Raw genomic sequence first — 23832 nt, 5'->3', positions numbered from 1 at the left:
TGAATATAACAATGCATTTATTGCATACGCATTCTTTTTCTGTTCTAAAAAAGTGAACATACGTATGAATACAGATGCAATTTGGCGACGACAATCGCCGCATGCCCGCCTTTCAAGACTCCCGTGCCCGCTATCTGTTTGAAGCCGTCTACTGCGGCTCCGTTCGTGCCGCAGCCGAAAAACTTGGCATCGTGCCTTCGGCCGTCAGCCGCCAGATCAGCCTGCTCGAAGAGGAACTGGGCCTGACCCTGCTGGAGCGCCATCGCAGCGGCGTGGTGCCCACCGAGGCCGGCCAGTTGCTGCTGGACTATCACCGCGAACACACGGCCCACCGCCACGACATGCTGGCCAAGGTCGATGCGCTGCGTGGCCTGCACAGTGGCAGTGTCAGTGTGGTCAGTGGCGAGGGCTTTGCGCAGGAGCTGATCGACGGACCCATTCGCAATTTTCGCCAGCAATATCCGGGCGTCAGCATCTCGCTGGAAATCTACGGCACGACCGAGATCATGCGCCGCATTCGCGAGGATGCTGCCGAGATCGGCCTGGTCTACTACCCACCCGCCGACAGCCATATCACCGCGCGCGGTGCGGCACGCCAGCCCATGCATGCCATCGTGCATGCACAGCACCCGCTGGCCAGCGCTGAGCAAACCTCGCTGCAGGAGCTCAGCCAATGGCCTATTGCCATGCTTCAAGGTGTGTATGGCATTCGCCAGCTCGTGGAATATGCCGAACACAAGGACAAGATCCACCTCAGCCCCGCGCTGACCAGCAATCTCATCAGCGTGCTGCTGGCCTTTGTCACCAGCGGCCAGGGCGTGACCCTGCTGCCGCCCTGCTCCGTCACGGCCGAGCTGGCAAGCGGGCGCCTGCGCGCCATTCCCATTCACAACCCTGCATTTCAGGATGCGGAGATGCAGCTCATCACTCGCACCGGCCGCCATCTGTCCCCTGCTGCCAATCGCTTTCTGCTGTATTGCATGCAGGGCATGCAGGCGTTCCAGGAACCATGAGCGGCGACCCGCAAGACTCCAGGTCAGGCCGCCTGAGCATGCTGAGGACGCTGCTGCACTTGCCTTAGACTGCACGCAGCATGCAAACCAGTCTGGCTCTCACCCCCTCGCAACTGAGCGAATTCCTTCTCAACGTCGCCACCGTACGCCCCGTGTTCATCTGGGGGCCGCCAGGCATAGGCAAATCGGCACTGGTACAGAACTTTGCGCAAAGCGTGGGGATTGATTGCGTGTCCCTGCTGGGCAGCCAGCTCGCACCCGAGGACTTGCTGGGCGTGCCACAGATCATTGACGGCGTGACCCGCTTCTGCCCGCCCGCCATGATTGCGCGCGAGCAGCCTTATTGCCTGTTCCTGGACGAACTCAACGCCTGCAGCCAGGATGTGCAAAAAGCCTTCTACAGCCTGATTCTGGAGCGCCGCGTGGGCGAGTACCTGATGCCCGAGGGCTCCATCGTGATTGCGGCTGGCAACCGCGCCCAGGATTCCGCGATTGTGCGCACCATGTCCTCGGCGCTGATCAACCGCATGATTCACGTGCAGCTCAAGGTCAGTGCCAGCGAGTGGCTGCAATGGGCGCAGCAGGCCCAGTTGCATACTCTGGTGCTCGAATACCTGGCCCAACGTCCCGACCATCTGTGGAGCCAGCCGCCCAAGCATGAGGAGGCGTTTTCCACGCCGCGCTCCTGGCATATGCTCAGCGACGCCTTGCTCTCCTACGGCGATGCGCTGAACCTACAGACGCTGGAAGCCCTGAGCAGCGGCTGCCTCACGCCCCAGCATGCGGCGCAGTTCAAGGCCTTCTACAAGCTGGCCGACGACCGTCATCGTCTGGATGCCATCTTCAAGGGCGACGCCAACTGGCCCCATGCGCCACAGGACAGGGATGTGCTGTATTTCCTGGCTCAGGCCTTCCGTGCGCGCCTGCTCAAGATCCTGCCCGCCGACAAGCAGCAAAGCGGCGGCGAGCTGCAGCAAACCGTGCACCGCTCCAAGGCCATGCTCAAAGAGCTGGCCCAGATCAGCCTGGAAATGGCCCAGATCGTCACCGCCGAAAGCGACGGCCAGACCCTGCCCGCCTGGTATATGGTGGAAATCGTGCGCGACCTGCCACGCCTGGTGGAAGCGCGCGAAGCAGCCAGAGCATGATGGCCAAGCCCCCAACGCGCGAAACGCCAGCCACCCAGGCCTATACACAAGGCCTGGCCATGCTGCAGGCACACCCCATCTTTAGCGAACTCAGCCGCAGCCTGGGCTTTGTGCGCAGCGCCCATTCCCAGTGTCCGGCCCATGGCTGGGCGCAGACCAGCCTCAACCACCAGCGCTTTACCGGCCAGATCGACATCCACCCCAAGCGCATGGCCAGTCCCGAGGAATGGGCGTATTGCCTGGGCCGTGCCACGCTCAGCTACGCGCTGGAGCTGTTTCAGCGCGACCGCAGCCACTGGGCGCAATGGAGCGCGGCCTGCGACGTGGTCACGGCCCGCTTCATCCAGACCATCAAGCTCGGCCGTCCGCCCGAAGGCATGGAACTGCCCGACGGTCTGCCCCAACGCGACGAGGCTCAGTGGTACGTCCAGTTCTGCGAACAAGGCATACCCGCCTGGGCGCAGGCGCTGAGTCTTGCCGGTCCCGGCCAGGGCGGCGCTCACCCCAGCCTGGCCTTGCCAGAGCAATGGCCTGAGCCGGCCTCATCCACCAGCAAGCCTCAGCCGTACTGGCGCAGGTACGGCAACTGGCCCGAAATGTTTGCCGCCGGCCTGGCTCGCTCCGTCACCCAGTCCGTGGAAATGGCGGCAGGCGTGCGCCGCGAGTTTGGCCAGAGTCTGCCTGCCAGCAGCGCGCTGGACCGCGCGCGACACTGGTTCATGGACAGCTTTCCGCTGCTGGGCAGCATGGTCGCGGCGTTTGACATCATCGAGGACGCCAGCATCTGCGAGCGCGAGGACATTGCCGTCGCCGCAGTCGACGAAGTGCTGCACACCATCTACATCAACCCCGGCCCGCACCTGTCCGAGCTGGAGCTGCGTTTCGTCATCGCCCACGAAGTCCTGCACGTCGCCCTGCGCCATCTGCCGCGACGGCGCGGGCGCGAGCCGTTTCTCTGGAACGTGGCCTGCGACTTTGTCATCAACGACTGGCTGATTCAGATGGATGTGGGTCAACCGCCGGGTATCGGTCTGCTCTACGACCCGGAGCTGCGCGGTCTCGGCGCCGAGGAGGTCTATGACCGCATCGCGAGCGATCTGCGCCGCATGCGCAAGCTGCGCACCCTGGCCGGTGGCCGGGGCGATATGCTGGAGCGCAATGTGGGCGACCAGCGCGGCGCGGGCGACTTTACCGATATCGACGAGTTTTGCCGCACCCAGCTAGGCAAAGGCCTGCTGCGCCACGAGCAAAGCGCACGCGGCCTGCTGCCCGCAGGACTGATCGAGGAAATCCGTGCTCTGCTGCAGCCGCCGATTGACTGGCAGGTCAATCTGGCGCGCTGGTTCGACCATCACTTTCCGCCCATAGAGACGCGGCGCAGCTATGCCCGCATCAGCCGCCGCCAGAGCGCCACGCCCGATATTCCCAGGCCACGCATTCAAGCCGACAGCCGCTGGCTGGAAGACCGCACCTTTGGCGTGGTGCTGGACACCTCGGGCTCCATGGAGCGCCATGTGCTGGCCAAGGCACTGGGCGCCATCGCCAGCTATGCCGAGGCCAAGGACGTGCCCGCAGTGCGCCTGATCTGCTGCGACGCCGCAGCCTATGACCTGGGATATCTGCCGGCCGCCGACATTGCCCAGCGCATCGCCCTCAAGGGCCGGGGAGGCACCGTACTACAGCCGGGTGTGGATCTGCTGCTACAGACCGATGACTTTCCAAAGGATGGGCCCATCCTCATCATCACCGACGGCGAATGCGACCCGCTGCGCGTGCCGCACGAGCATGCCTATCTGCTGCCGCCAGGCCGCAGGCTGCCGTTTCGTACAACGGCCCCCATCTTTGTGATGGGCTGAAATCCAGCCAGGCTCATGCAGCGCATGCCGTCCATATCGGCGTGCAAAGGCCTCTCAATCCGCACCTGGGCGACCCACTACTGCTTTGCGGCTAGGCTTGGTGCTTGCTATTTTGAAAGAAAGCCAATCCTTGAGCACGACGACATTGCCCTCTTGCCCCCAATGCGGCCTGAACAACACCTACCCCGATGGCGATCTGCTGATCTGCCCCGACTGCGCCTATGAATGGTCGGCCCATGCAGAAGCCATTGCCGATGAAGACAACGGCCCCCGCATCATCAAGGACGCCAACGGCACGCCGCTGGCCGACGGTGACAGCGTGCTGCTGGTCAAGGACCTGAAGGTTAAAGGTTCCTCTACCGTCATCAAAAAAGGCACCAAGATCAAAGGCATTCGCCTGGTCTATGACAACGGCGACCATGACGTGGACTGCAAGACGGATCAGGGTCCATTCATTCTCAAATCCGAGTTTCTGAAAAAGGCCTGAGGCAACACTCCCCATCGCTGAACCCAGCGATCCACCCAACGCCCGGAGCCATGCCGGGCGTATCCGCTGGCACAATGTGACGGCTCAAAAGCTCTGGCAACCCGCTTGTGCAAATAGAAGCCCAACTGGCTCCTTTCCGCGCTGGCCGTTATCAAAATACATACTCGGCCACATCAGCTATCCGCAGATGAAACGGCTGCCTGCCCCCCGTGCTAGTGCTAGTGCTAGTGCTAGTGCTAGTGCTAGTGCTAGTGCTAGTGCTAGTGCTAGTGCTAGTGCTAGTGCTAGTGCTAGTGCTAGTGCGAGTGCGAGTTCAGGCGCAGCATGGCTCTCGATGGCGCACGCCATCGCCACGTAAAACCGCAGCATCTCCCGCTGCCTTGCCGCAGCAAGGCCGACCCTAAGGCTTACCCTCGGATGTCATGATCTGGCAACTGAATTGCGGCATGCGTTAAGTCCATTCAGGGCACCAGCCCTACATTGCCCCCTCGAACACCTTGATTTCTGCCCCCGCAGAGGTCAAGACAGGCTGATGCATACCTGTGCGCAGCCAGGTCCAGGCCATGAAGGGCAATAGCAGGAAATGAACCGGGAACTCGAAGGCAAGCAATCCAATCACTGGTCACAACCACAGTCTCCGCCGTGACCTCGTGAGGTCCTGGCAGCAAGACTTGGCAGCCTGTGCCCCACGGCTTGATGCTGTGGGCCTCTGCGCAGTTCCCCCTGTATTCAAGACAACAACAAAAGCCCGGCATAGCCCTAGCACAGCGGCTTGCAGCGTCTACATCGTGATGCAGCAAGACGTGCCGCGAGGAACCACCCAGCGCCCCATACCAACTTCCAAGAGACAAGCATGACCCCAAGCGCGACGACCATTTCGGGCGCAACGCCCAGGCAGGACACCAGCCACGACATCGATGCAGACAACGCGCTGTATGCCAAGGTCAGTTGGCGGCTGCTGCCCCTGCTGCTGATCTGCTACATGGTCGCCTACCTGGACCGCATCAACATCGGCTACGCCCAGATCCAGATGAAGCAGACGCTGGATTTCGGCGACGCCGCCTACGGCTTTGGCGCAGGCCTGTTCTTCATAGGCTACTTTTTGTTTGAAGTGCCCAGCAATCTGCTGCTGGAGAAGATTGGCACGCGCAAGACGCTGATGCGCATCATGCTGGTCTGGGGCGTCATCGCCACCGCCATGGCCTGGGTCTCCACTCCCATGCAGTTCTATGTGGCGCGCTTTCTGCTGGGCGCCTTCGAAGCCGGCTTCTTTCCCGGTGTCATTCTCTACTTCACCTACTGGTACCCCTCGGCACGCCGTGGCCGCGTGATCTCCATCTTTCTCTCAGCCGTCATGGCCATGGCGATTGCGGCCGGCCCCTTGTGCGGCGCCATTCTCAAATATATGGATGGCATCGACGGTCTGCATGGCTGGCAGTGGCTGTTTCTCATCCAGGGCCCTCCCGCCTGCATTCTGGGTCTGGTCCTCTACTTCTATCTCCAGGACAAGCCGAGCGACGCCGGCTGGCTGACAGACGCCGAAAAAGCGCGCCTGCAACACAACATCGCCAACGACGGCGGCCAAGTTGCTCATCATGGCGGCCACGGGCACAAGGCGGCCCACAGCAGCGCCTCTCTGGGCCAGTTGCTGCGCGACCCCAAGGTCTATGCCCTGTCACTCGTGTATTTCATGATGCACGGTGCCACCTATCTGTTTGTCTTCTGGATGCCGACCGTGATTCAGGGCCTGGGGGTGCAGGACGTGCTGCATGTCGGCATCTACTCGGCCATTCCCTTTGTCGCAGGCTTCTTCGGCATGATTGCCTTCGGTGCCAGCTCCGACCGGTTCCGCGACCGCCGCTGGCATTTGTTCATCGCCACCGGTATGGCCATTGCCGGCCTGATCGTCACCCTGCAGATGCACGGCCATCTTGAGGGCTCGCTGATTGCCCTGGCCTTCACGCTGATCGGACTTGCGGCCCTGCCCCCGCTGTTCTTTGCCCTGGTCAGCGACTATCTGTCACCGGCCGTGGCCGCCGGCGGCATAGCGCTCATCAGCAGCCTGGGCAATCTGGGCTCGGCCGCCAGCCCCACGCTGGCCGGCCTGCTGACCCAGCACACAGGCAACCGGCACTACAGCATCTATCTTGTGCTGGTCATGCTGATCCTCTCGGCACTGGTGCTGATGGTGACAGTGCGCGACTCCAGGACCAGGCGCAGCTAAGCCATGCCCGCCGCGCTTGCCAAGCAGCGCCCGACCTGGATCTATCTGGCTGGCTGATTCGATGCCGAACGCAGAAAATTCATTAAAAATGACAGCTAAGACTTACCTGTAAAGCGTTAGCAGCTATCAAAATCATTCCTCAAGCTGCGCTTCGGCCAAGGGATTCGCCTTGTAACTCAGCCAGCCTGCCGCCACAGACTTGCCCGCAGCAGCGCCTGCGCGGCGGTCGCTGGGGTGCGAGCGCCCCTCGCTCACCACCACTTCGGCAAAGTCAAACGGGCTCATGCCCGCTATGCAAGCCACATTCACACCGTACTGATGCGGCGACGAGCGTCGCTGATGGAAGGTATAAATGCCGCAATGCTTGCAAAAGAAATGCTTGGCCTGCCCGGTGTTGAACTGGTAGAGCGTCAGCGCATCCTGTCCCTGCAGCACCTCGATTCCGCTCAAATCAGCCGACACCGCCACGGCCCCGCGCATGCGGCAAAACGAGCAATTGCAGCGCCGCGCGGTGTTCAGGCCATCGCTTAACAGAACGGTAAAGCGCACTGCGCCGCAGTGGCAGGCAGCTTGGAGCGGTCGGGAAAAATCGCGGTTGGGGCTAAGCATGGGTTTGTCTCCATCAATACGGTTCTTATATGGCTGGCGCTGAATCAACGGCATCCAATATCGGTCAAATCAAGCCCAAGCGCTCATGCAACAAGCGCAATAAGCCATGAAGCTTCAAAATTTCCCGATAAGGAAATTTTTAACTTGCCGCAACTGATTTGAAATCATATTTCCCGTACGGGAAATTTAACTGGCATCGCTGCGCTCCGATCTAGGTGTGAAATCACTCGTGTGCTCAGGCCAAGCGCCTCAGCGTCAAGGTGCAGCGCTGCTCTATCAGCTGCACGATCTGCTTCACCACGGCATTGCCCGCAAATCCATGCGGTGGCGCGGCCTGCAGCTTGCGGGCGGCGGCGGGTAGCTCGTTAGCTAGCTGTTGCAAGCGCTTGCGCGTCGCCGCCTTGGCAAGGCCTGCTTCTTCCGCAAACTGCTCCCAGTGCCTGGCCTCCAGCTCGCTGAACTTGTATTTGCTGCCAATCTTCATTGCCATCTTGGGCGTCAGCTGGGGGTAAATCGCTGTAGCCAGCAGGTCGTAGAACGGTGCCAGCACAGGCGCCCTTCCTCCATAAAGCAGCGAGAAATTCTTGCCATGGGCGTCATGGTTGCCAATCAAGGCATTGAAGATCACCCCATCCAGCAGCCGCAGCACCTGAGGCGCGCTGGGACGGGTCACGCTGCGCAGCAGGGCAAAGCATTGCGCCAGGCCTGGCCCGCCCTCGTTCTGGTACTTCAGCTCGGGCACCACGCCCAGCGCCTGGCAAAAGTCTTCCTGATGCAGACGTTGCAACTGCGGCTGGTGCTGATCTTGAGCATTCAGCTCCCGGTCATAGCGCTTCACCAGCAAAAACGAGCGGCCCAGCACGCTCCGGATTCGGGCATTGGCAGGCCGCAGCCCCATGACCTGGGCCAGCAGCATGCAAAAGCCTTCATTGGCCACGCTGTCCTCCACCGCATGGATGGCGGGCTTCAAGATATGCGAGCTGGGCGCGCCATTGCGGGGCAGACCGATACGCACTGCTCCTGAACCGCTCTCGTCCACCACCACGGGCAGCTTGTCCTGCGCCCCGGCCAGCGATAGCCGCAGCCCGTCATCTCCCGCCAGCATGGGGCGACGCGGCAGCTCGTCCAGCAAGGCGAGCAGCTTTTGATCGCTGAGCCAATCCACATCACCCGGTGCCCCGGTCGCCCCAGCCCCGTTAGTCTGCGGCAAGGCCTGCCCCGGCTCCAGAAAGGTCACGCCCCCCGCGCATTCGCCGCCAATATGGTCCAGCAGCGCAAAGTCGTTTTGGCCCGACACCTGAAACTGCTGGGCAATCAGGCGCCGCATCTGCCCCTCGGGCAGCAGACCGGCGAAGAACGGCCGGGTCTGATGATCGTCAAAAGGTTTAGCCTGCAGCGGCAGCGACTGCGATAAAGCCGTGGCCTGCGGCAGCGCCAACCAGTCGGTCGCATAGGCAAAGCTCAGCCGCCCATGCACCAGCGACAGACTGCCGACGCGCCCATCAAACAGCCAGACTTCGAGTTCATGCGTGGATTTAGACGTCATGGTCTGCGCCCTCCGCTACGCCCTCAGAATCCGTATCCGGCAAGCCGCCCAACTGCAACTCCCCGCCCAGCGCATCGATCACGCGCAGCACATGCTCCAGCCGTACCGTGGGCTTGCCAGCCTCTAGATCCACAATAAATCGCGTGCCCACACCTGCAGCCAAGGCAAGCCGCGGCTGGGTCAGTCCCAATTGTTTGCGTGCGGTGCGCAAGGCCGCACCCAGTTGGTCGGTGGTGTGGATGGTGGACATAAGGTGGCCTAGCCTGAAAATTCCCGTTCGGGAAATTATGAAGCAGCGCACGCAGAAAAGGAATCGATATTTCCTGATCGGGAAACTCATTGGCAGACAAGCTCAAGCACCAACGCCAAAAATTCAAGATAAAACAGGCTCCAGCGCTTATGCATCATGCATTGGCAGCTATCAAAACTAGTCTTTAAGCTGTGCTTCGGCCTTCGCGTTGGCTTCATAAGGCCCCCAACCCGCCGCCACGGGCTTGCCGGCAGCAGCGCCCAGCTTATGGTTGCTGGGGTGCAAGCCCTCCTCGCTCACCGCGACCTCGGCAAAGTCAAATGGGCTCATGCCTTCAATGCAAACCACATTTACTCAAGCACTCAAAGCAGCACGATCACAGATAGAAAACTGAGAATCAGTCGGTCTCAAGCGCTTATGCAGCAAGCACAAGCAGCTATGAAATATAAAAAAGGCAGCCCGAAGGCTGCCTTTGTTTTAAGCAAGTGAAACACTCACTTACGTGTGGGTGGCACATCCGTGCAGGAACCGTGCGCCACTTCCGCCGCCATGCCGATGGACTCGCCAAGGGTTGGGTGGGGATGGATGGTCTTGCCGATGTCCACGGTGTCGGCGCCCATTTCGATGGCCAGGGCGATTTCACCGATCATGTCGCCGGCATGCGTGCCGACCATGCCGCCGCCCAGGATACGGCCGTGGCCGTGAGCTTCGGGGGAATCGTCAAACAGCAGCTTGGTGAAGCCTTCGTCGCGGCCGTTGGCGATGGCGCGGCCCGAGGCAGCCCAAGGGAACAGACCCTTCTTGACCTTGATGCCTTGTGCCTTGGCCTGGTCTTCGGTCAGACCGACCCATGCCACTTCGGGGTCGGTGTAAGCCACCGAAGGAATCACGCGGGCGTTGAAGGCAGCAGAAGCCAGCTCCTTGTTGCCTTGCAGTTCACCGGCGATGACTTCGGCAGCCACATGCGCTTCGTGCACGGCCTTGTGCGCCAGCATGGGCTGGCCCACGATGTCGCCAATCGCGAAGATGTTGGGCACGTTGGTGCGCATCTGGATGTCGACGTCGATGAAGCCGCGGTCGGTCACGGCCACGCCAGCCCTGTCGGCACTGATCTTCTTGCCGTTGGGCGTGCGGCCCACGGCTTGCAGAACCAGGTCGTAGGTCTGGGGTTCGGGCACGGTGACGCCGTCCTTGGCAGGAGCGAACGTGACCTTGATGCCTTCTGGCGTGGCTTCGGCACCGACGGTCTTGGTGTTGACCATGATGTTGTCGAAACGTGGTGCGTTCATCTTTTGCCAGACCTTGACCAGATCGCGGTCAGCGCCTTGCATCAGGCCGTCCATCATCTCCACCACGTCCAGGCGTGCGCCCAGTGTGCTGTAAACGGTGCCCATTTCCAGGCCGATGATGCCGCCGCCCAGAATCAGCATGCGCTTGGGCACTTCCTTCAGGTCCAGGGCACCGGTGGAATCGACCACGCGGGGGTCCTTGGGCATGAAAGGCAGGTGCACGGCTTGCGAGCCTGCAGCGATGATGGCGTTCTTGAATTGAACGATCTTCTTGCTGCCGGTCTTTTCCTGGCCGGAACCGGTGGTTTCTTCGACTTCGATGTGGTTGGCAGACACGAAGTTGCCGTAGCCGCGCACGACGGTGACCTTGCGCATCTTGGCCATCTGGCCCAAGCCACCGGTCAGCTTGCCGATGACCTTTTCCTTGTGGCCGCGCAGCTGGTCGATGTTGACTTCGGGAGCCGCGAACTTCACGCCGGCCACTTCCAGGTGCTTGACTTCGTCCATCACGGCTGCCACGTGCAGCAGTGCCTTGGAGGGGATGCAACCCACGTTCAGGCAGACACCGCCCAGGGTGGCGTAGCGCTCGACCAGCACGACCTTCAGGCCCAGGTCGGCTGCGCGGAAGGCTGCGGAGTAACCGCCAGGGCCACCGCCCAGAACGACCACGTCGCAGTCCATGTCCACGGTGCCGGCAAAGTTGCTGGCCACGGGAGCGGGAGCGGCAGCCACGGGGGCGGGAGCGGCTGCGGCGGGCGCAGGCGCTGCGGCTTGTGCCGGTGCGGCAGCACCGGCTGCCACTTCCAGCGACAGCACGACGGAGCCTTCGGCAACCTTGTCACCGACCTTGACCTTGATTTCCTTCACAACGCCAGCGTGGCTGCTAGGAATTTCCATGGAGGCCTTGTCGCTCTCCACGGTGATGAGGGACTGGTCCACGGACACGGTGTCGCCGGCGTTGACCAGCAGTTCGATCACGCCCACTTCGGCGAAGTCGCCGATATTGGGTACCTTGATATCGATGAGGCTCATATGCGCTCCTATCTTGGTTTTTGTCTCTGCGCCGCCTGAAGGATCAGGCAGCAAAAACGATTTTTCTCGGTTTGAAGCCGGACGGTGACGCCTTAGCTCCAATCAAAGGTCTGCAGCACGGTACGGCTTTGGGGCTCGTAGAACAGCAGGATTTCGCAGTCATGCCCCGTGAACTCGTTGGCATAGGTGCTGGTGATGAACTCGAACGCAGCGCCCGTTTCCGGGTGAATGGGGTGAATACCGTCATCCGTACCAATGCCGCTGAGCAGCGGGTTGGTCAGATTGCTCCAGTTACCACCCCACGCAGGCCCGCCCAGCACGCCGAGCAGATAGCGCCCTGAAGTGGAGTCATAACAATCCGTACCTGGCTCATACAAAGGCAGCTTGGCAACTTCAGCAGCGTCATTCCAGGGCTTGGCGGCATTCCAGCCATGGGCCAGAAAGTCCCGCCTGGCCTGCTCATAGGCCGCGTGCTGGGTTGCGTAATGCAGCTCCATCACATCGCGCCATGAGTACTTGGCCTCATGGTGCAGTTCAAACGGCGGTACAACCCCAAGTTTGACCAGTTCACGATGCTGGCTGCGCACCTCGCGCCAGTCGAGCGATTTTTCCGCCCAGTCGGCCCGATCCTGCTCCAGCATAAAGTAGCGCCAGTCGCCCAGCAGCACGTACTTGCCTTGTTCGTCGAGTTTGAAAGCCAGCCAGTCAGGCTTGAGCAGCGCGTTGCCAAACTCCTCGCCCCCCCACTCCCCGACTTGCCCTTCGTAGGGCTCGCAAGGGGCGACGAGATGAATCGGCCCGCTCCAGGCATCGTCGAGCAAGGCCAGATCGATGGTGACCAGCGGCAGAAAATGCCGCGCGTACTTCTCGACCGGCTCGGCGAAGACGTCAGCCGCACCCGGAAAAGGCCGGATACCGGGAATGACGCCACGCAGATGCTCGATGGGATGCTGTCTCAGGTTCTTCATCTCACTCATGGGCTGGCAAGGTGAAGCGCAAGGCATCTAAAAAGATAGCTACTTGCGCAGTTCAGATAAGCGCTACAGGCCGATTTCGCTAAAAATCAGCCTGCCCGTCAGCTGCTTAGAGCAGGATGCGGCGGTAGTCGGCCAGCACAGCGCCCAGGTAGGCGTTGAAGCGTGCAGCGGCTGCACCGTCGATGACGCGGTGGTCGTACGACAGCGACAGAGGCAGCATCAGACGAGGCACGAACTGCTTGCCGTCCCACACGGGCTTCATGGCGCCCTTGGACAGACCCAGGATGGCGACTTCAGGCGCATTGATGATGGGCGTGAAGTTGGTGCCGCCGATGCCGCCCAGAGACGAGATCGAGAAGCAGCCGCCTTGCATGTCCGCAGCGCCCAGCTTGCCGTCGCGGGCCTTCTTGGCCAGCTCGCCCATTTCCTGGCTGATCTGCAGAATGCCCTTCTTGTCGGCATCCTTGAGCACGGGAACGACCAGGCCGTTCGGCGTGTCAGCGGCAAAACCGATGTTGAAGTACTGCTTGTAGACCAGAGTGTCGCCGTCCAGAGAGGCGTTGAACTCGGGGAACTTCTTGAGCGCAGCCACCACGGCCTTGATCACGAAAGCCAGCATCGTCACCTTGACGTCGCTCTTGGCCTTGGCGCTTTCGGCATTGGTCTGCACACGGAAGGCTTCCAGCTCGGTGATGTCAGCCTCGTCATTGTTGGTGACGTGGGGGATGACCACCCAGTTGCGATGCAGGTTGGCGCCCGAGATCTTCTTGATGCGCGACAGCTCCTTGCGCTCGACAGAGCCGAACTTGGCGAAGTCGACCTTGGGCCAGGCCAGCACTTCCAGACCGCCGACGTTGCCGCCGGAAGACTTGGGAGCCACGGCCTGCTGAGCCAGGGTCTGCACGGCGCCGGCCATCACCGACTTGGTGAAGGACTGGATGTCTTCCGCCGTGATGCGGCCCTTGTTGCCCGAGCCCTTGACTTCTGCCAGAGGCACGCCCAGTTCGCGAGCGAACTTGCGCACCGAAGGCGAGGCATGGGGCAGTTGACCCGAAGGCGCCACGGTGGGGTTGTGGGCTGCAGGCGCTGCCACAGGTGCGGCAGCAGGAGTGGCGGCCACAGGGGCTGCAACCACGGGTGCAGGTGCTGCAGCCACAGGAGCGGCAACCGGTGCCGCCACGGGAGCGGCGGCCTGCACGGGGGCAGCAGCTGCGCCCTGCACTGTCATCTGGCCGACGACGTCGCCCACGTTGACGGTGTCACCCAGCTTGATGGTCAGCGCCGTGATGGTGCCGGCCGAGGGCGAAGGGATTTCCATCGAGGCCTTGTCGGACTCCACGGTAAACAGCGATTGCTCGGCGGTCACGGTGTCACCCACCTTGACCAGCATCTCGATCACGGCCACGTCCTTGAAGTCGCCGATATCGGGGATCTTCAGGTCCACGGTGGAGGATGCTGCAGGAGCGGCGGCCACAGGGGCTGCAGCCACGGGGGCAGGAGCTGCGGCCACGGGTGCTGCAACAGGGACAGGCGCTGCGGCGGCAGGTGCGGGAGCTGCATCGGCAGTCTCCAGCATCACGACCACGGAGCCTTCCTTGACCTTGTCGCCCAGGGCAACCTTGATTTCCTTGACCACGCCAGCCTGGCTGGAGGGGATTTCCATGGAAGCCTTGTCGGACTCCACGGTAATCAGGGATTGCTCGACCTTGATGGTGTCACCCACCTTGACCAGCACTTCGATCACGCCGACTTCGGAGAAGTCGCCAATATCGGGGACCTTGATTTCTGTCAATGCCATGTTATCTGTCTCCCCTTCTTAGGCGTGCAGCGGGTTGATCTTGTCGACGTTTATGCCGTACTTCTTGATCGCTTCGGCCACGGTCGTGGCGTTGATCTTGCCTTCATCGGCCAGACCGCGCAGTGCAGCCACCACGATGTAGTGACGGTTGACTTCGAAGTGCTCGCGCAGCTTGGCACGGAAGTCCGAACGACCGAAACCGTCGGTACCCAGCACCTTATAGGTACGGCCCTTGGGCATGTAGGGACGGATCTGCTCGGCGTAGGCCTTCATGTAATCGGTCGAAGCGATCACGGGGCCGGGGTGGGCAGCCAGCTGCTGCGACACGAACGGAACCTTGGCGGCTTCCATGGGGTGCAGCATGTTGAAGCGGTCCACTTCCTGACCTTCGCGGGTCAGTTCATTGAACGACGGGCAGCTCCAGACATCGGCGGCAATGCCCCAGTCCTTTTCCAGCAGTTCCTGGGCGAAGAAGGACTCGCGCAGGATGGTGCCGGAGCCCAGCAGTTGAACGCGCAGGCCGCTCTCTGGCACCTTCTGGCCAGGCTTGACCATGTACATGCCCTTGAGGATCTGCTCTTCCGTGCCGGCTTCCAGGCCAGGCATGGGGTAGTTTTCGTTCAGCAGCGTGATGTAGTAGAAGATGTTTTCCTGGTTCTGCACCATGCGACGCAGACCATCTTGCATGATCACGGCCACTTCGTGAGCGAAGGTGGGGTCGTAAGTCACGCAGTTGGGGATGGTGTTGGCCAGGATGTGGCTATGACCGTCTTCGTGCTGCAGGCCTTCGCCGTTCAGCGTGGTACGGCCCGAGGTGCCGCCCAGCAGGAAGCCACGCGCTTGCAGGTCGCCAGCCGCCCAGGCCAGGTCGCCGATGCGCTGGAAGCCGAACATCGAGTAGTACACATAGAACGGGATCATGACCCGGTTGCTATGGCTGTAGCTGGTGGCTGCAGCAATCCAGCTGGACATGCCGCCGGCTTCGTTGATGCCTTCCTGCAGGATCTGGCCGGCCTTGTCCTCGCGGTAGTACATCACCTGGTCCTTGTCGACCGGGGTGTATTGCTGACCGTGGGGGTTGTAGATGCCGACCTGACGGAACAGGCCTTCCATACCGAAGGTACGGGCTTCGTCCACCAGGATGGGCACCACGCGGGGGCCGATGTTCTTGTCGCGCAGCAGCTGCGTCAGGAAACGCACATAAGCCTGGGTCGTGGAGATTTCACGGCCTTCGGGTGTGGGCTCCAGGATGGCCTTGAAGGTGTCCAGCGCAGGAGCGGTGAACTGCTCGTCAGCTTGCTGGCGACGGTGTGGCAGGTAGCCGCCCAGGGCCTTGCGGCGCTCGTGCAGATACTTCATTTCCGGCGTATCGTCGGCCGGCTTGTAGAAGGGAATGTCCGCGATCTGGCTGTCGGGGATCGGAATGTTGAAGCGGTCGCGGAAGGCCTTGATGTCCTCGTCGCTCAGCTTCTTGGTCTGGTGAACGTTGTTCTTGCCTTCACCGACCTTGCCCATGCCGAAGCCCTTGACGGTCTTGACCAGCAGCACCGTGGGCTGACCCTTGTGGCCGTTGGCAGCGGCAAACGCTGCGTAGACCTTCTGCGAATCGTGGCCGCCGCGGCGCAGGTTCCAGATCTCGTCGTCGGACATGTGCTCGACCATCTTCAGGGCGCGAGGATCGCGGCCGAAGAAATGCTGGCGAACGTAGGCACCGTCGTTGGCCTTGAAAGCCTGATAGTCGCCGTCGTTGCACTCCATCATGATCTTCTTGAGCACGCCGTCCTTGTCCTTGGCCAGCAGCTCGTCCCAGCCCTTGCCCCAAAGCAGCTTGATCACGTTCCAGCCGGCACCGCGGAATTCGCCTTCCAGCTCCTGGATGATCTTGCCGTTGCCGCGCACGGGACCGTCCAGGCGCTGCAGATTGCAGTTGATCACGAAAACCAGGTTATCCAGGTTCTCGCGCGATGCCAGACCGATGGCGCCCAGGGATTCCACCTCGTCCATTTCACCGTCGCCGCAGAACACCCAGACCTTGCGGTTTTCGGTGTTGGCAATGCCGCGTGCGTGCAGATACTTCAGGAAACGCGCCTGGTAGATGGCCATCAGCGGGCCCAGGCCCATGGACACCGTGGGGAACTGCCAGAAGTCGGGCATCAGCTTGGGGTGGGGGTAGCTCGACAGACCCTTGCCGTCCACTTCCTGGCGGAAGTTCAGCAGTTGCTCTTCGGAGATACGGCCTTCCAGGTAGGCGCGGGCATAGATGCCGGGCGAAACGTGACCCTGGATGTACAGGCAGTCGCCGCCGTGGTTTTCGTTCTCGGCGTGCCAGAAATGGTTGAAGCCGGCCGCAAACATATTGGCCAGCGAAGCGAAGGAGCCGATGTGGCCGCCCAGATCACCGCCTTCAGGGGGGTGAATGCGGTTGGCCTTGACCACCATGGCCATGGCGTTCCAGCGCATGTAGGCACGCAGACGACCTTCGATCTCGAGGTTGCCGGGGCACTTTTCTTCCTGGTCGACTTCGATGGTGTTCACGTAGCCGGTATTGGCCGAGAAAGGCATGTCCACGCTGTTCTGGCGAGCGTGTTCAAGCAGATCCTCGATCAGCTTGTGAGCATAGTCCGCACCTTCGCGGTCGATCACCGCAGAGAGGGCATCCATCCACTCGCGCGATTCTTGTTGGTCCAGGCCGGCAGGAAAGCCAGCGCCTTTGGGATCAGTCTGAGCTGTCATTGTGAGTGTCTCCTTCGAGAGGGGGGTAGCTTTATCACGAAGCAGTGAGTGCGGCATCACACGGGTGCGGCAAGCGCCACACCGCATAACGCGTGGCACAGCACCTTCGGGTGCTCCCCGGATTAAACCGATTCACTGTGTCGATCGCTGGCGAGTTTCGCACATTTTTTTTAAATTTCAAATTGTGCTTTGTGATTTCACTATATAAAAAAATGCTGCAAATGCACATACAGTGAAGCCTCCATAGATTGTCTTTTACGCGACAGAAATAGTCGCAGATTCCACTAGGTCTCTCCCCTACACTGGAGGCATGCAAACAAGCAATCACGAACGAGAAAAAGAGGACGCAAAAAGCGCGCAATCCGTTGCATCCCCTGTGCGCTGGTGGCGTAGCTGGTGGCGCAGCCTGTCGCCGACCCGGCAGGATCGCTATGCCGCGCTCGCGCCGCTGGCGTCGGTGCTGATGTTCATGGCTGCAATCATTGCGTCGTTCTGGTATTTGCGCACGGAAGAAGTGGATCGCGAGCAGGAGGCACTGCGCCGCGACGTGGAATACGCCCAACAACGCGTGCGCCTGCGTCTGCTGGAGCGCCAGGAGCAACTGATGCGCATGGCTCGTGACATCGGCAACCGCGAGATGCGCAAAGCCGACTTCGACGGCCGCACCGAAGCGTTGATCAGCCAATACCCCGAGCTGCAATCGATTACCTGGATCAATGACAAGCGTCAGGTTGTGTACAGCCAGTCAGCTCCGACTGTGGCCACGGATCAGCTGCGCGCCGTGGGAGAAAGCCTGCATCAGGGCGAGACCCTGCAAGCCTATGAGCAGGCCCGCGAGATGCTGCAGCCCATCTATGTGCAGGAAACAGCCCAGCCCAATGAGTTGCCGCCACTGCTGCAACTGCATGTGCCAATCAGCGCCAACAGCCGCTACCAGGGCGAGCTGCTGGCCGAGTTTTCGGTGGACAGTCTTCTGCGCTATGGCACGCCCACGGAAGTGATGGCCCGTTACGCCATCACCATGCGCGATGCCGACAACCATGTGCTGGCCGGCACTCCTCTGGCACCGCGCAAGACGCCTACCGAGCTGCTGCACTGGCGTGCCATTGCGAATGAATACGAAGTGCCCGTCTCCCCGGTGGGCACGGCGCTGATGATGCGCGCCCAGGCCTACCAGACTTCGCTGGGCGTAGTCGGTAGCGGCCTGTTCTGGCTGGTGGGCACCTTGTCGGCCATGACGGCCTGGCTGCTGCTGGCCACCTGGCGCCACACACGCCGCCGTCAGCGTGCCCAGGAGGCCCTGGTGGCCGAGACCAACTTCCGCCGTGCCATGGAAAATTCCGTGCTGACGGGCATGCGAGCACTGGATCTGCACGGCCGCATCACCTATGTGAACGCAGCCTTCTGCCAGATGACAGGCTGGAGCGAGAAGGATCTGGTCGGCCAGGTTCCACCTTATTCCTACTGGCCCGATAACGACTACGACAATCTGCATTCACAGCTGCGCGAAGAGCTGTCGGGCAAGACCATCGTTGGCGGCTTTCAGGTACGTGTGAAGCGCAAGAACGGCAGCCTGTTCGACGCGCGCCTGTATGTATCGCCGCTGATTGATGCCCACGGCCAGCATACGGGGTGGATGTCGTCCATGACGGACATTACCGAGCCCAACCGGATTCGCGAACAGCTGTCTGCCTCATACGAGCGCTTCACCATTGTGCTGGAGGCGCTGGATGCCTCTGTTTCCGTGGCCCCTCTTGGAAGTGCCGAACTGCTGTTTGCCAACAAGCTGTACCGCCAGTGGTTTGGCTCGCACACCGAAGGACATCTGCAACTGGTCGCCCAGGCTGGCAAGCTGCCGGTTCGCCACCAGCCCGAAGCCGAGAACGAAGACGGCCTCATGGGCTTGCCCACGGACACGCTGACTGCCGCACGCAGCGAGAACGCCGAGATCTTCGTGCCCAGCCTGGGCAAATGGCTGGAAGTCCGCTCGCGCTATCTAAGTTGGGTGGACGGCCGCCTGGCCCAGATGGTGATTGCCACCGACATCACCCAGCGCCGCCTGGCCGAGGAACAGGCTGCGGCCCAGGCTGAAAAGGCCCAGACCGCCAGCCGCCTCATCACCATGGGAGAGATGGCATCCAGCGTGGCGCACGAGCTCAACCAGCCCCTGACCGCCATCAGCAATTACAGCTCCGGCATGCTGACGCGCCTGGAAAACGGCACGCTTACACCCGAACAGATGAAGTTCGCACTGGAAAAGACGGCACATCAGGCGCAGCGTGCCGGGCAGATCATTCAGCGCATCCGCTCCTTCGTGAAAAAGAGCGAGCCCAATCGCATGCTGGCCCAGGTAGGCGAGATGGTGAACGAGGCGCTGGAGCTGGCCGGTATCGAGTTGCGCCGCCGCAATGTGCAGCTGACCTCGCATATTGCCGAACGCATGCCGCCAGTAATGGCCGATGCCATCCTCATCGAGCAGGTTCTCATCAATTTGATGAAAAACAGTGCTGAGTCCATTGATATGTCCGACCGCCCGCTGGGCCAACGCAATGTTGAACTGCGCGTGCGCCCTCAGGTCTTTGAAAGCCTGCCTGGTGTGGAGTTCACCGTGGAAGACACGGGCAAGGGCCTGCCGCCGGAAGTGTTGGAACACTTGTTCGAAGCCTTCTTCTCCACCAAGAGCGAAGGCATGGGCATAGGCCTGAACCTTTGCCGCTCGATTGTCGAATCACATCAGGGTCGAATGCATGCCGAGAACCTCTACAATGGAAGCGAAGTCACTGGTTGCCGGTTCTCATTCTGGCTACCGTTGGCAACGGGTGTGGAGACGACAACACTCACCACGACAAGCGAACCCATAAAGAGGACGATTGCATGAGTTTGATTCCCAAAAAAGGCACTGTTTACGTAGTTGACGACGACGAAGCAGTCCGTGATTCGCTGCAATGGCTGCTGGAAGGCAAGGACTACCGCGTGCGTTGCTTTGACTCCGCCGAGACCTTTTTGTCGCGCTACGACCCACGCGAAGTGGCCTGCCTGATCGTCGACATCCGCATGGGCGGCATGACCGGCCTGGAACTGCAGGACCGACTGATCGAGCGCAAGTCTCCTCTGCCCATCGTCTTCATCACCGGCCACGGCGATGTGCCCATGGCCGTGAACACCATGAAGAAAGGCGCGCTGGACTTCATCCAGAAGCCTTTCAACGAAGAAGAACTGCTGGGTCTGGTCGAGCGCATGCTGGATCACGCCCGCGAAGCCTTTACCGGCCACCAGCAGGCCGCCAGCCGCGATGCGCTGCTGGCCAAGCTCACGGGCCGCGAAGCCCAGGTGCTCGAGCGCATCGTCGCCGGCCGCCTGAACAAGCAGATCGCCGACGATCTGGGCATCTCCATCAAGACCGTGGAAGCCCACCGCGCCAACATCATGGAAAAGCTCAACGCCAACACTGTGGCCGATCTGCTCAAGATCGCACTGGGCCAGGGCCAGACCAGCGCTGCGGCCAAAGCGGCGGCAGCCGTCAATTAAGTGCTCCCCGCGAAATTGGAAGCCATTCCAATCGCGAGATAATCCAGGGAGCACTGGCCAGGCCTCGCGCTTTAGCCAACTCCTATTCTGATAGCTGCTAGTGCTTGTACTTCAAGGGCTAGCAGCATTTTTTATTGGTACTCCAGCAATGACAGCCCAACTCATCGACGGCAAAGCCCTCTCCGAACAACTGCGCAAGGAAGTCGCCACACGCGCGGCAGCACTCAAGGCCAAGGGCATCACGCCCGGTCTGGCCGTAGTTCTGGTGGGCGACAACCAGGCTTCCCAGGTCTATGTGCGCAACAAGGTCAAGGCCTGCGAAGACGTGGGCTTCCACTCGGTGCTGGAAAAGTACGATGCCTCCATGACCGAAGCCGAACTGCTGGCACGTGTCGAAGCGCTGAACAACGACCCCAGCATTCACGGCATTCTGGTGCAGTTGCCCCTGCCCAAGCACATCGACGACCACAAGGTCATCGAAACCATCTCCCCCGCCAAGGATGTGGATGGCTTCCACGTGGCCAGCGCCGGCGCACTGATGGTCGGCGAAGTCGGCTTCAAGGCCTGCACGCCCTATGGCTGCATGAAGATGCTGGAATCCATCGGCATGAAGGATCTGCGCGGCAAGCACGCCGTAGTCATCGGCCGCTCCAACATCGTGGGCAAGCCCATGGCCATGATGCTGCTGGCCGCCAACGCAACGGTCACCGTCGCCCATAGCGGCACCGCCGATCTGGCTGCCATGACTCGCCAGGCCGACATCATCGTCGCGGCCGTGGGCAAGGTGGACGTGCTGACCGCCGACATGGTCAAGCCCGGTGCCGTGGTCATCGACGTGGGCATGAACCGCAACGCCGAAGGCAAGCTCTGCGGCGATGTGGACTTCAACGGTGTCAAGGAAGTTGCCGGCTACATCACCCCTGTGCCCGGTGGTGTCGGCCCCATGACGATTACCATGCTGCTGGTCAACACCATGGAATCGGCAGAGCGCGCCGCAGGCTGACGCCCTCCGAGCCGCCCCGCGGCTTCTCCCTCTCTGGCTCTGATCGCCCGAGGGGGGCGACAGCTTTGCTGCGCGGTGGCGCTTGCACGCAGTCCTGGCGCGAGCACGCTTCTGACCACAGGCTGACGCTATGAAGGCGATAGCAATAAATACCCTGAGAGCGCTTGATTTTCCCGACCTTGCCGGCACTTAATACAGCATGAGCAATCCACTTCTCGAATCCTCCTCCCTGCCCTTGTTTGACCGCATTCAGCCTGCGGATGTGGCACCCGCCATCGACACTTTGCTGGCCCGTGCCAGCGAGGCGCTGGAGACCGTGGTTGCACCGGACTTCCCCGCACAGTGGGAGGCCATCTCTGCCGTGCTGGACGTGGCGACTGAAAAGCTGGGCACTGCCTGGTCGGCCATCAATCACCTCAACAGCGTTGCCGACACCCCGGAGTTGCGCGCGGCCTATAACGAAGCCCTGCCCAAGGTCACCGAGTTCTGGACCAATCTGGGCGCCGATGAACGCCTGTACGCCAAGTACAAGGCCATTGACCCGGCCAGCCTCAACAAGGAGCAGCGCGCCGCCTGGGACCATGCCATGCGCGGCTTTGTGCTCTCGGGCGCCGAACTGCAGGGCGCTGCCAAGGAACGCTTTGCGCAGATTCAGGCCCGCTCGGCCGAGCTGGCCCAGAAATTCAGCGAGAACGCGCTGGACGCCACCGATGCCTTTGCCTACTACGCCAGGATTGACGAGCTGGACGGCGTTCCGGCCGATGTGATCGCTGCGGCCAAGGCCGGCGCCGAAGCCGATGGCAAGGAAGGCTACAAGCTGACGCTTAAGATGCCCAGCTATCTGCCGGTGATGCAGTTTGCCAAGAGCAGCGCACTGCGCGAAAAGATCTATCAGGCTTATGTGACCCGGGCCTCCGACCAGGCCGAGGGCGACGGCAAGCGCTTTGACAACACCGCCGTGATGAAGGAAATTCTCGCCCTGCGTCTGGAAGAGTCCCAGTTGCTGGGCTACAGCAATTTCGGCGAAGTCTCGATCGTGCCCAAGATGGCCGATTCGCCCCAGCAGGTCATAGACTTTCTGCGCGATCTGGCGCAACGTGCCCGCCCCTATGCCGAAAAGGACGTGGCCGATCTGCGCGCCTTTGCCCAGACCGATCTCGCCATTGCCGACCCCAAGCCCTGGGACTGGGCCTTCATCGGCGAAAAGCTCAAGGAGGCCCGCTATTCCTTCAGCGAGCAGGAACTCAAGCAATACTTTCCAGCCCCCAAGGTGCTGGCCGGCCTGTTCAAGATTGTCGAGACCCTGTTCGAAGTCTCCATCCGCCGCGATGAAGCCCCGGTCTGGAACCCCTGCGTGGAGTTCTACCGCATCGAGCGCTCCAGCGCACAAGGCCCACAGTTGGTCGGCCAGTTCTACCTGGACCCGCAGGCGCGCAAGGGCAAGCGCGGCGGCGCCTGGATGGACGATGTGCGCACGCGTTGGCTGCGCCCCGACACCCATCAGCTGCAAACGCCCGTGGCCCATCTGGTCTGCAATTTCGCATCCGGCGTGGACGGCAAACCCGCGCTGCTCACGCACGATGACGTGATCACCCTGTTCCACGAAACCGGCCACGGTTTGCACCACATGCTCACGCAGGTCAACGAACGCGATGTCTCGGGTATTGCCGGCGTGGAATGGGATGCAGTCGAGCTGCCCAGCCAGTTCATGGAAAATTTCTGCTGGGAGTGGGATGTGCTCAAGCACATGACTGCCCATGTGGACACGGGCGAGGCCTTGCCCCGCGCGCTGTACGACAAGATGATTGCGGCCAAGAACTTCCAGTCCGGCATGCAGACCCTGCGCCAGATCGAGTTCGCGCTGTTCGACATGCTCCTGCACACCGAGCACAACCCGGCAGACGACTTCATGGCGCTGCTGAACCAGGTGCGCGCCGAGGTGTCCGTGCTGCAATCGCCAGCCTACAACCGCATGGCACACACTTTCAGCCATATCTTTGCTGGTGGTTATGCCGCCGGTTACTACAGCTACAAATGGGCCGAGGTGCTGAGCGCGGACGCTTATGCGGCTTTTGAAGAAACCATGTTGGCCGATGGCTCGCCCAACCCCGAGACCGGCCGCAAGTACCGCGAGTCGATTCTGGAAGCCGGCGGCAGCCGCCCTGCCATGGAGTCCTTCAAGGCCTTCCGTGGCCGCGAGCCGCAGATTGACGCCCTGCTTCGCCACCAAGGCATGAGCCAGGCCGCCTGAGCCTTCTGCTGCCACCTGCCCAAAAGCGCCCTGCCCGGGCGCTTTTTCATGCCTGCCATTGCCCCGATAAGAGAGACCCAAGACTGAC

17 protein-coding genes are annotated in these 23832 nt (G+C 61.4%); 9 read left to right on the top strand and 8 right to left on the bottom strand.

What is annotated here, in order from left to right; all coding sequences use genetic code 11:
- The first annotated feature begins 74 nt into the window (after window positions 1-74).
- The 5 genes from EIC84_RS04025 to EIC84_RS04005 all read left to right on the top strand — a co-directional run bounded on the left by EIC84_RS04025 (window position 75) and on the right by EIC84_RS04005 (window position 6728).
- On the top strand, window positions 75-1013 hold the full coding sequence (locus EIC84_RS04025; RefSeq protein WP_004340866.1) for a LysR family transcriptional regulator: 939 nt from the start codon (window positions 75-77) through the stop codon (window positions 1011-1013).
- Between the two features lie 80 nt (window positions 1014-1093).
- Window positions 1094-2161 (top strand): AAA family ATPase, encoded by a 1068-nt coding sequence (locus tag EIC84_RS04020; RefSeq protein ID WP_004340865.1) that lies wholly within the window; start codon window positions 1094-1096, stop codon window positions 2159-2161.
- The gene (locus tag EIC84_RS04015) at window positions 2158-4017 is read left to right on the top strand and encodes a hypothetical protein (RefSeq protein ID WP_004340863.1); all 1860 of its coding nucleotides are present in this window, start codon (window positions 2158-2160) and stop codon (window positions 4015-4017) included. Before EIC84_RS04020 ends, EIC84_RS04015 begins: the two co-directional genes overlap by 4 nt.
- Window positions 4018-4147: 130 nt before the next feature.
- A complete protein-coding gene (locus EIC84_RS04010) occupies window positions 4148-4504 on the top strand; it encodes a zinc ribbon domain-containing protein YjdM (protein ID WP_034362530.1) in 357 nt (118 codons plus the stop codon).
- 853 nt (window positions 4505-5357) lie between these two features.
- The gene (locus tag EIC84_RS04005) at window positions 5358-6728 is read left to right on the top strand and encodes an MFS transporter (RefSeq protein ID WP_004340857.1); all 1371 of its coding nucleotides are present in this window, start codon (window positions 5358-5360) and stop codon (window positions 6726-6728) included.
- A 132-nt stretch (window positions 6729-6860) separates the two neighbouring features.
- Here EIC84_RS04005 and EIC84_RS04000 read toward each other — a convergent pair whose 3' ends face one another.
- The 8 genes from EIC84_RS04000 to aceE all read right to left on the bottom strand — a co-directional run bounded on the left by EIC84_RS04000 (window position 6861) and on the right by aceE (window position 16962).
- On the bottom strand, window positions 6861-7337 hold the full coding sequence (locus EIC84_RS04000) for a GFA family protein (RefSeq protein ID WP_080554188.1): 477 nt from the start codon (window positions 7335-7337) through the stop codon (window positions 6861-6863).
- A gap of 235 nt (window positions 7338-7572) precedes the next feature.
- A complete protein-coding gene (locus tag EIC84_RS03995; RefSeq protein WP_004340853.1) occupies window positions 7573-8883 on the bottom strand; it encodes a type II toxin-antitoxin system HipA family toxin in 1311 nt (436 codons plus the stop codon).
- A complete protein-coding gene (locus EIC84_RS03990) occupies window positions 8873-9133 on the bottom strand; it encodes a helix-turn-helix transcriptional regulator (RefSeq protein ID WP_004340850.1) in 261 nt (86 codons plus the stop codon). The genes EIC84_RS03995 and EIC84_RS03990 overlap by 11 nt, the downstream gene beginning before the upstream one ends.
- A gap of 177 nt (window positions 9134-9310) precedes the next feature.
- Window positions 9311-9463 (bottom strand): hypothetical protein, encoded by a 153-nt coding sequence (locus EIC84_RS03985; RefSeq protein WP_004340848.1) that lies wholly within the window; start codon window positions 9461-9463, stop codon window positions 9311-9313.
- A 164-nt stretch (window positions 9464-9627) separates the two neighbouring features.
- Window positions 9628-11454: a dihydrolipoyl dehydrogenase gene (gene lpdA, locus EIC84_RS03980; RefSeq protein WP_004340845.1), complete on the bottom strand. Its 1827-nt coding sequence runs from the start codon at window positions 11452-11454 to the stop codon at window positions 9628-9630.
- Window positions 11455-11546: 92 nt separating this feature from the next.
- Complete coding sequence (locus EIC84_RS03975) at window positions 11547-12422, bottom strand: hypothetical protein (protein WP_004340844.1); 876 nt, start codon at window positions 12420-12422, stop codon at window positions 11547-11549.
- Between the two features lie 115 nt (window positions 12423-12537).
- Window positions 12538-14229 carry a dihydrolipoyllysine-residue acetyltransferase gene (gene aceF, locus EIC84_RS03970; protein WP_004340842.1) on the bottom strand — a complete coding sequence of 564 codons (1692 nt, stop codon included), beginning with the start codon at window positions 14227-14229 and terminating at the stop codon, window positions 12538-12540.
- Between the two features lie 18 nt (window positions 14230-14247).
- A complete protein-coding gene (aceE, locus tag EIC84_RS03965) occupies window positions 14248-16962 on the bottom strand; it encodes a pyruvate dehydrogenase (acetyl-transferring), homodimeric type (protein ID WP_004340841.1) in 2715 nt (904 codons plus the stop codon).
- A 310-nt stretch (window positions 16963-17272) separates the two neighbouring features.
- On the opposite strand from aceE, the gene EIC84_RS03960 reads away from it, so the two are divergent.
- From EIC84_RS03960 to EIC84_RS03945, 4 genes are all read left to right on the top strand, one after another.
- The gene (locus EIC84_RS03960; RefSeq protein WP_004340840.1) at window positions 17273-19840 is read left to right on the top strand and encodes a PAS domain-containing sensor histidine kinase; all 2568 of its coding nucleotides are present in this window, start codon (window positions 17273-17275) and stop codon (window positions 19838-19840) included.
- Window positions 19837-20490: a response regulator transcription factor gene (locus tag EIC84_RS03955; RefSeq protein ID WP_003055354.1), complete on the top strand. Its 654-nt coding sequence runs from the start codon at window positions 19837-19839 to the stop codon at window positions 20488-20490. Before EIC84_RS03960 ends, EIC84_RS03955 begins: the two co-directional genes overlap by 4 nt.
- Window positions 20491-20638: 148 nt before the next feature.
- Complete coding sequence (gene folD / locus EIC84_RS03950; protein ID WP_004340837.1) at window positions 20639-21493, top strand: bifunctional methylenetetrahydrofolate dehydrogenase/methenyltetrahydrofolate cyclohydrolase FolD; 855 nt, start codon at window positions 20639-20641, stop codon at window positions 21491-21493.
- Window positions 21494-21692: 199 nt separating this feature from the next.
- Entirely contained in the window at window positions 21693-23744 is a 2052-nt protein-coding gene (locus EIC84_RS03945; protein ID WP_004340835.1) for a M3 family metallopeptidase, read from the top strand.
- The last annotated feature ends 88 nt before the right edge of the window (window positions 23745-23832 follow it).

The sequence above is a fragment of the Comamonas sp. A23 genome (assembly GCF_004522605.1).
Lineage (GTDB): Bacteria > Pseudomonadota > Gammaproteobacteria > Burkholderiales > Burkholderiaceae_C > Comamonas > Comamonas thiooxydans.
The sequence above is the reverse complement of the archived record's forward strand: the minus strand, read 5'-3'. Positions and strand labels throughout refer to the sequence as shown.

What these genes read in the sequence shown, in the direction of transcription:
- EIC84_RS03955 (WP_003055354.1), top strand. Translation starts at nt 19,837, where the DNA reads ATGAGTTTGATTCCCAAAAAAGGCACTGTTTACGTAGTTGACGACGAC.
- lpdA (WP_004340845.1), bottom strand. Translation starts at nt 11,454, where the DNA reads ATGAGCCTCATCGATATCAAGGTACCCAATATCGGCGACTTCGCCGAA.
- EIC84_RS04005 (WP_004340857.1), top strand. Translation starts at nt 5,358, where the DNA reads ATGACCCCAAGCGCGACGACCATTTCGGGCGCAACGCCCAGGCAGGAC.
- EIC84_RS03975 (WP_004340844.1), bottom strand. Translation starts at nt 12,422, where the DNA reads ATGAAGAACCTGAGACAGCATCCCATCGAGCATCTGCGTGGCGTCATT.
- EIC84_RS04015 (WP_004340863.1), top strand. Translation starts at nt 2,158, where the DNA reads ATGATGGCCAAGCCCCCAACGCGCGAAACGCCAGCCACCCAGGCCTAT.
- EIC84_RS03990 (WP_004340850.1), bottom strand. Translation starts at nt 9,133, where the DNA reads ATGTCCACCATCCACACCACCGACCAACTGGGTGCGGCCTTGCGCACC.
- EIC84_RS04000 (WP_080554188.1), bottom strand. Translation starts at nt 7,337, where the DNA reads ATGCTTAGCCCCAACCGCGATTTTTCCCGACCGCTCCAAGCTGCCTGC.
- EIC84_RS03960 (WP_004340840.1), top strand. Translation starts at nt 17,273, where the DNA reads ATGCAAACAAGCAATCACGAACGAGAAAAAGAGGACGCAAAAAGCGCG.
- aceF (WP_004340842.1), bottom strand. Translation starts at nt 14,229, where the DNA reads ATGGCATTGACAGAAATCAAGGTCCCCGATATTGGCGACTTCTCCGAA.
- aceE (WP_004340841.1), bottom strand. Translation starts at nt 16,962, where the DNA reads ATGACAGCTCAGACTGATCCCAAAGGCGCTGGCTTTCCTGCCGGCCTG.
- EIC84_RS04020 (WP_004340865.1), top strand. Translation starts at nt 1,094, where the DNA reads ATGCAAACCAGTCTGGCTCTCACCCCCTCGCAACTGAGCGAATTCCTT.
- EIC84_RS03945 (WP_004340835.1), top strand. Translation starts at nt 21,693, where the DNA reads ATGAGCAATCCACTTCTCGAATCCTCCTCCCTGCCCTTGTTTGACCGC.
- EIC84_RS04025 (WP_004340866.1), top strand. Translation starts at nt 75, where the DNA reads ATGCAATTTGGCGACGACAATCGCCGCATGCCCGCCTTTCAAGACTCC.
- folD (WP_004340837.1), top strand. Translation starts at nt 20,639, where the DNA reads ATGACAGCCCAACTCATCGACGGCAAAGCCCTCTCCGAACAACTGCGC.
- EIC84_RS03985 (WP_004340848.1), bottom strand. Translation starts at nt 9,463, where the DNA reads ATGAGCCCATTTGACTTTGCCGAGGTCGCGGTGAGCGAGGAGGGCTTG.
- EIC84_RS03995 (WP_004340853.1), bottom strand. Translation starts at nt 8,883, where the DNA reads ATGACGTCTAAATCCACGCATGAACTCGAAGTCTGGCTGTTTGATGGG.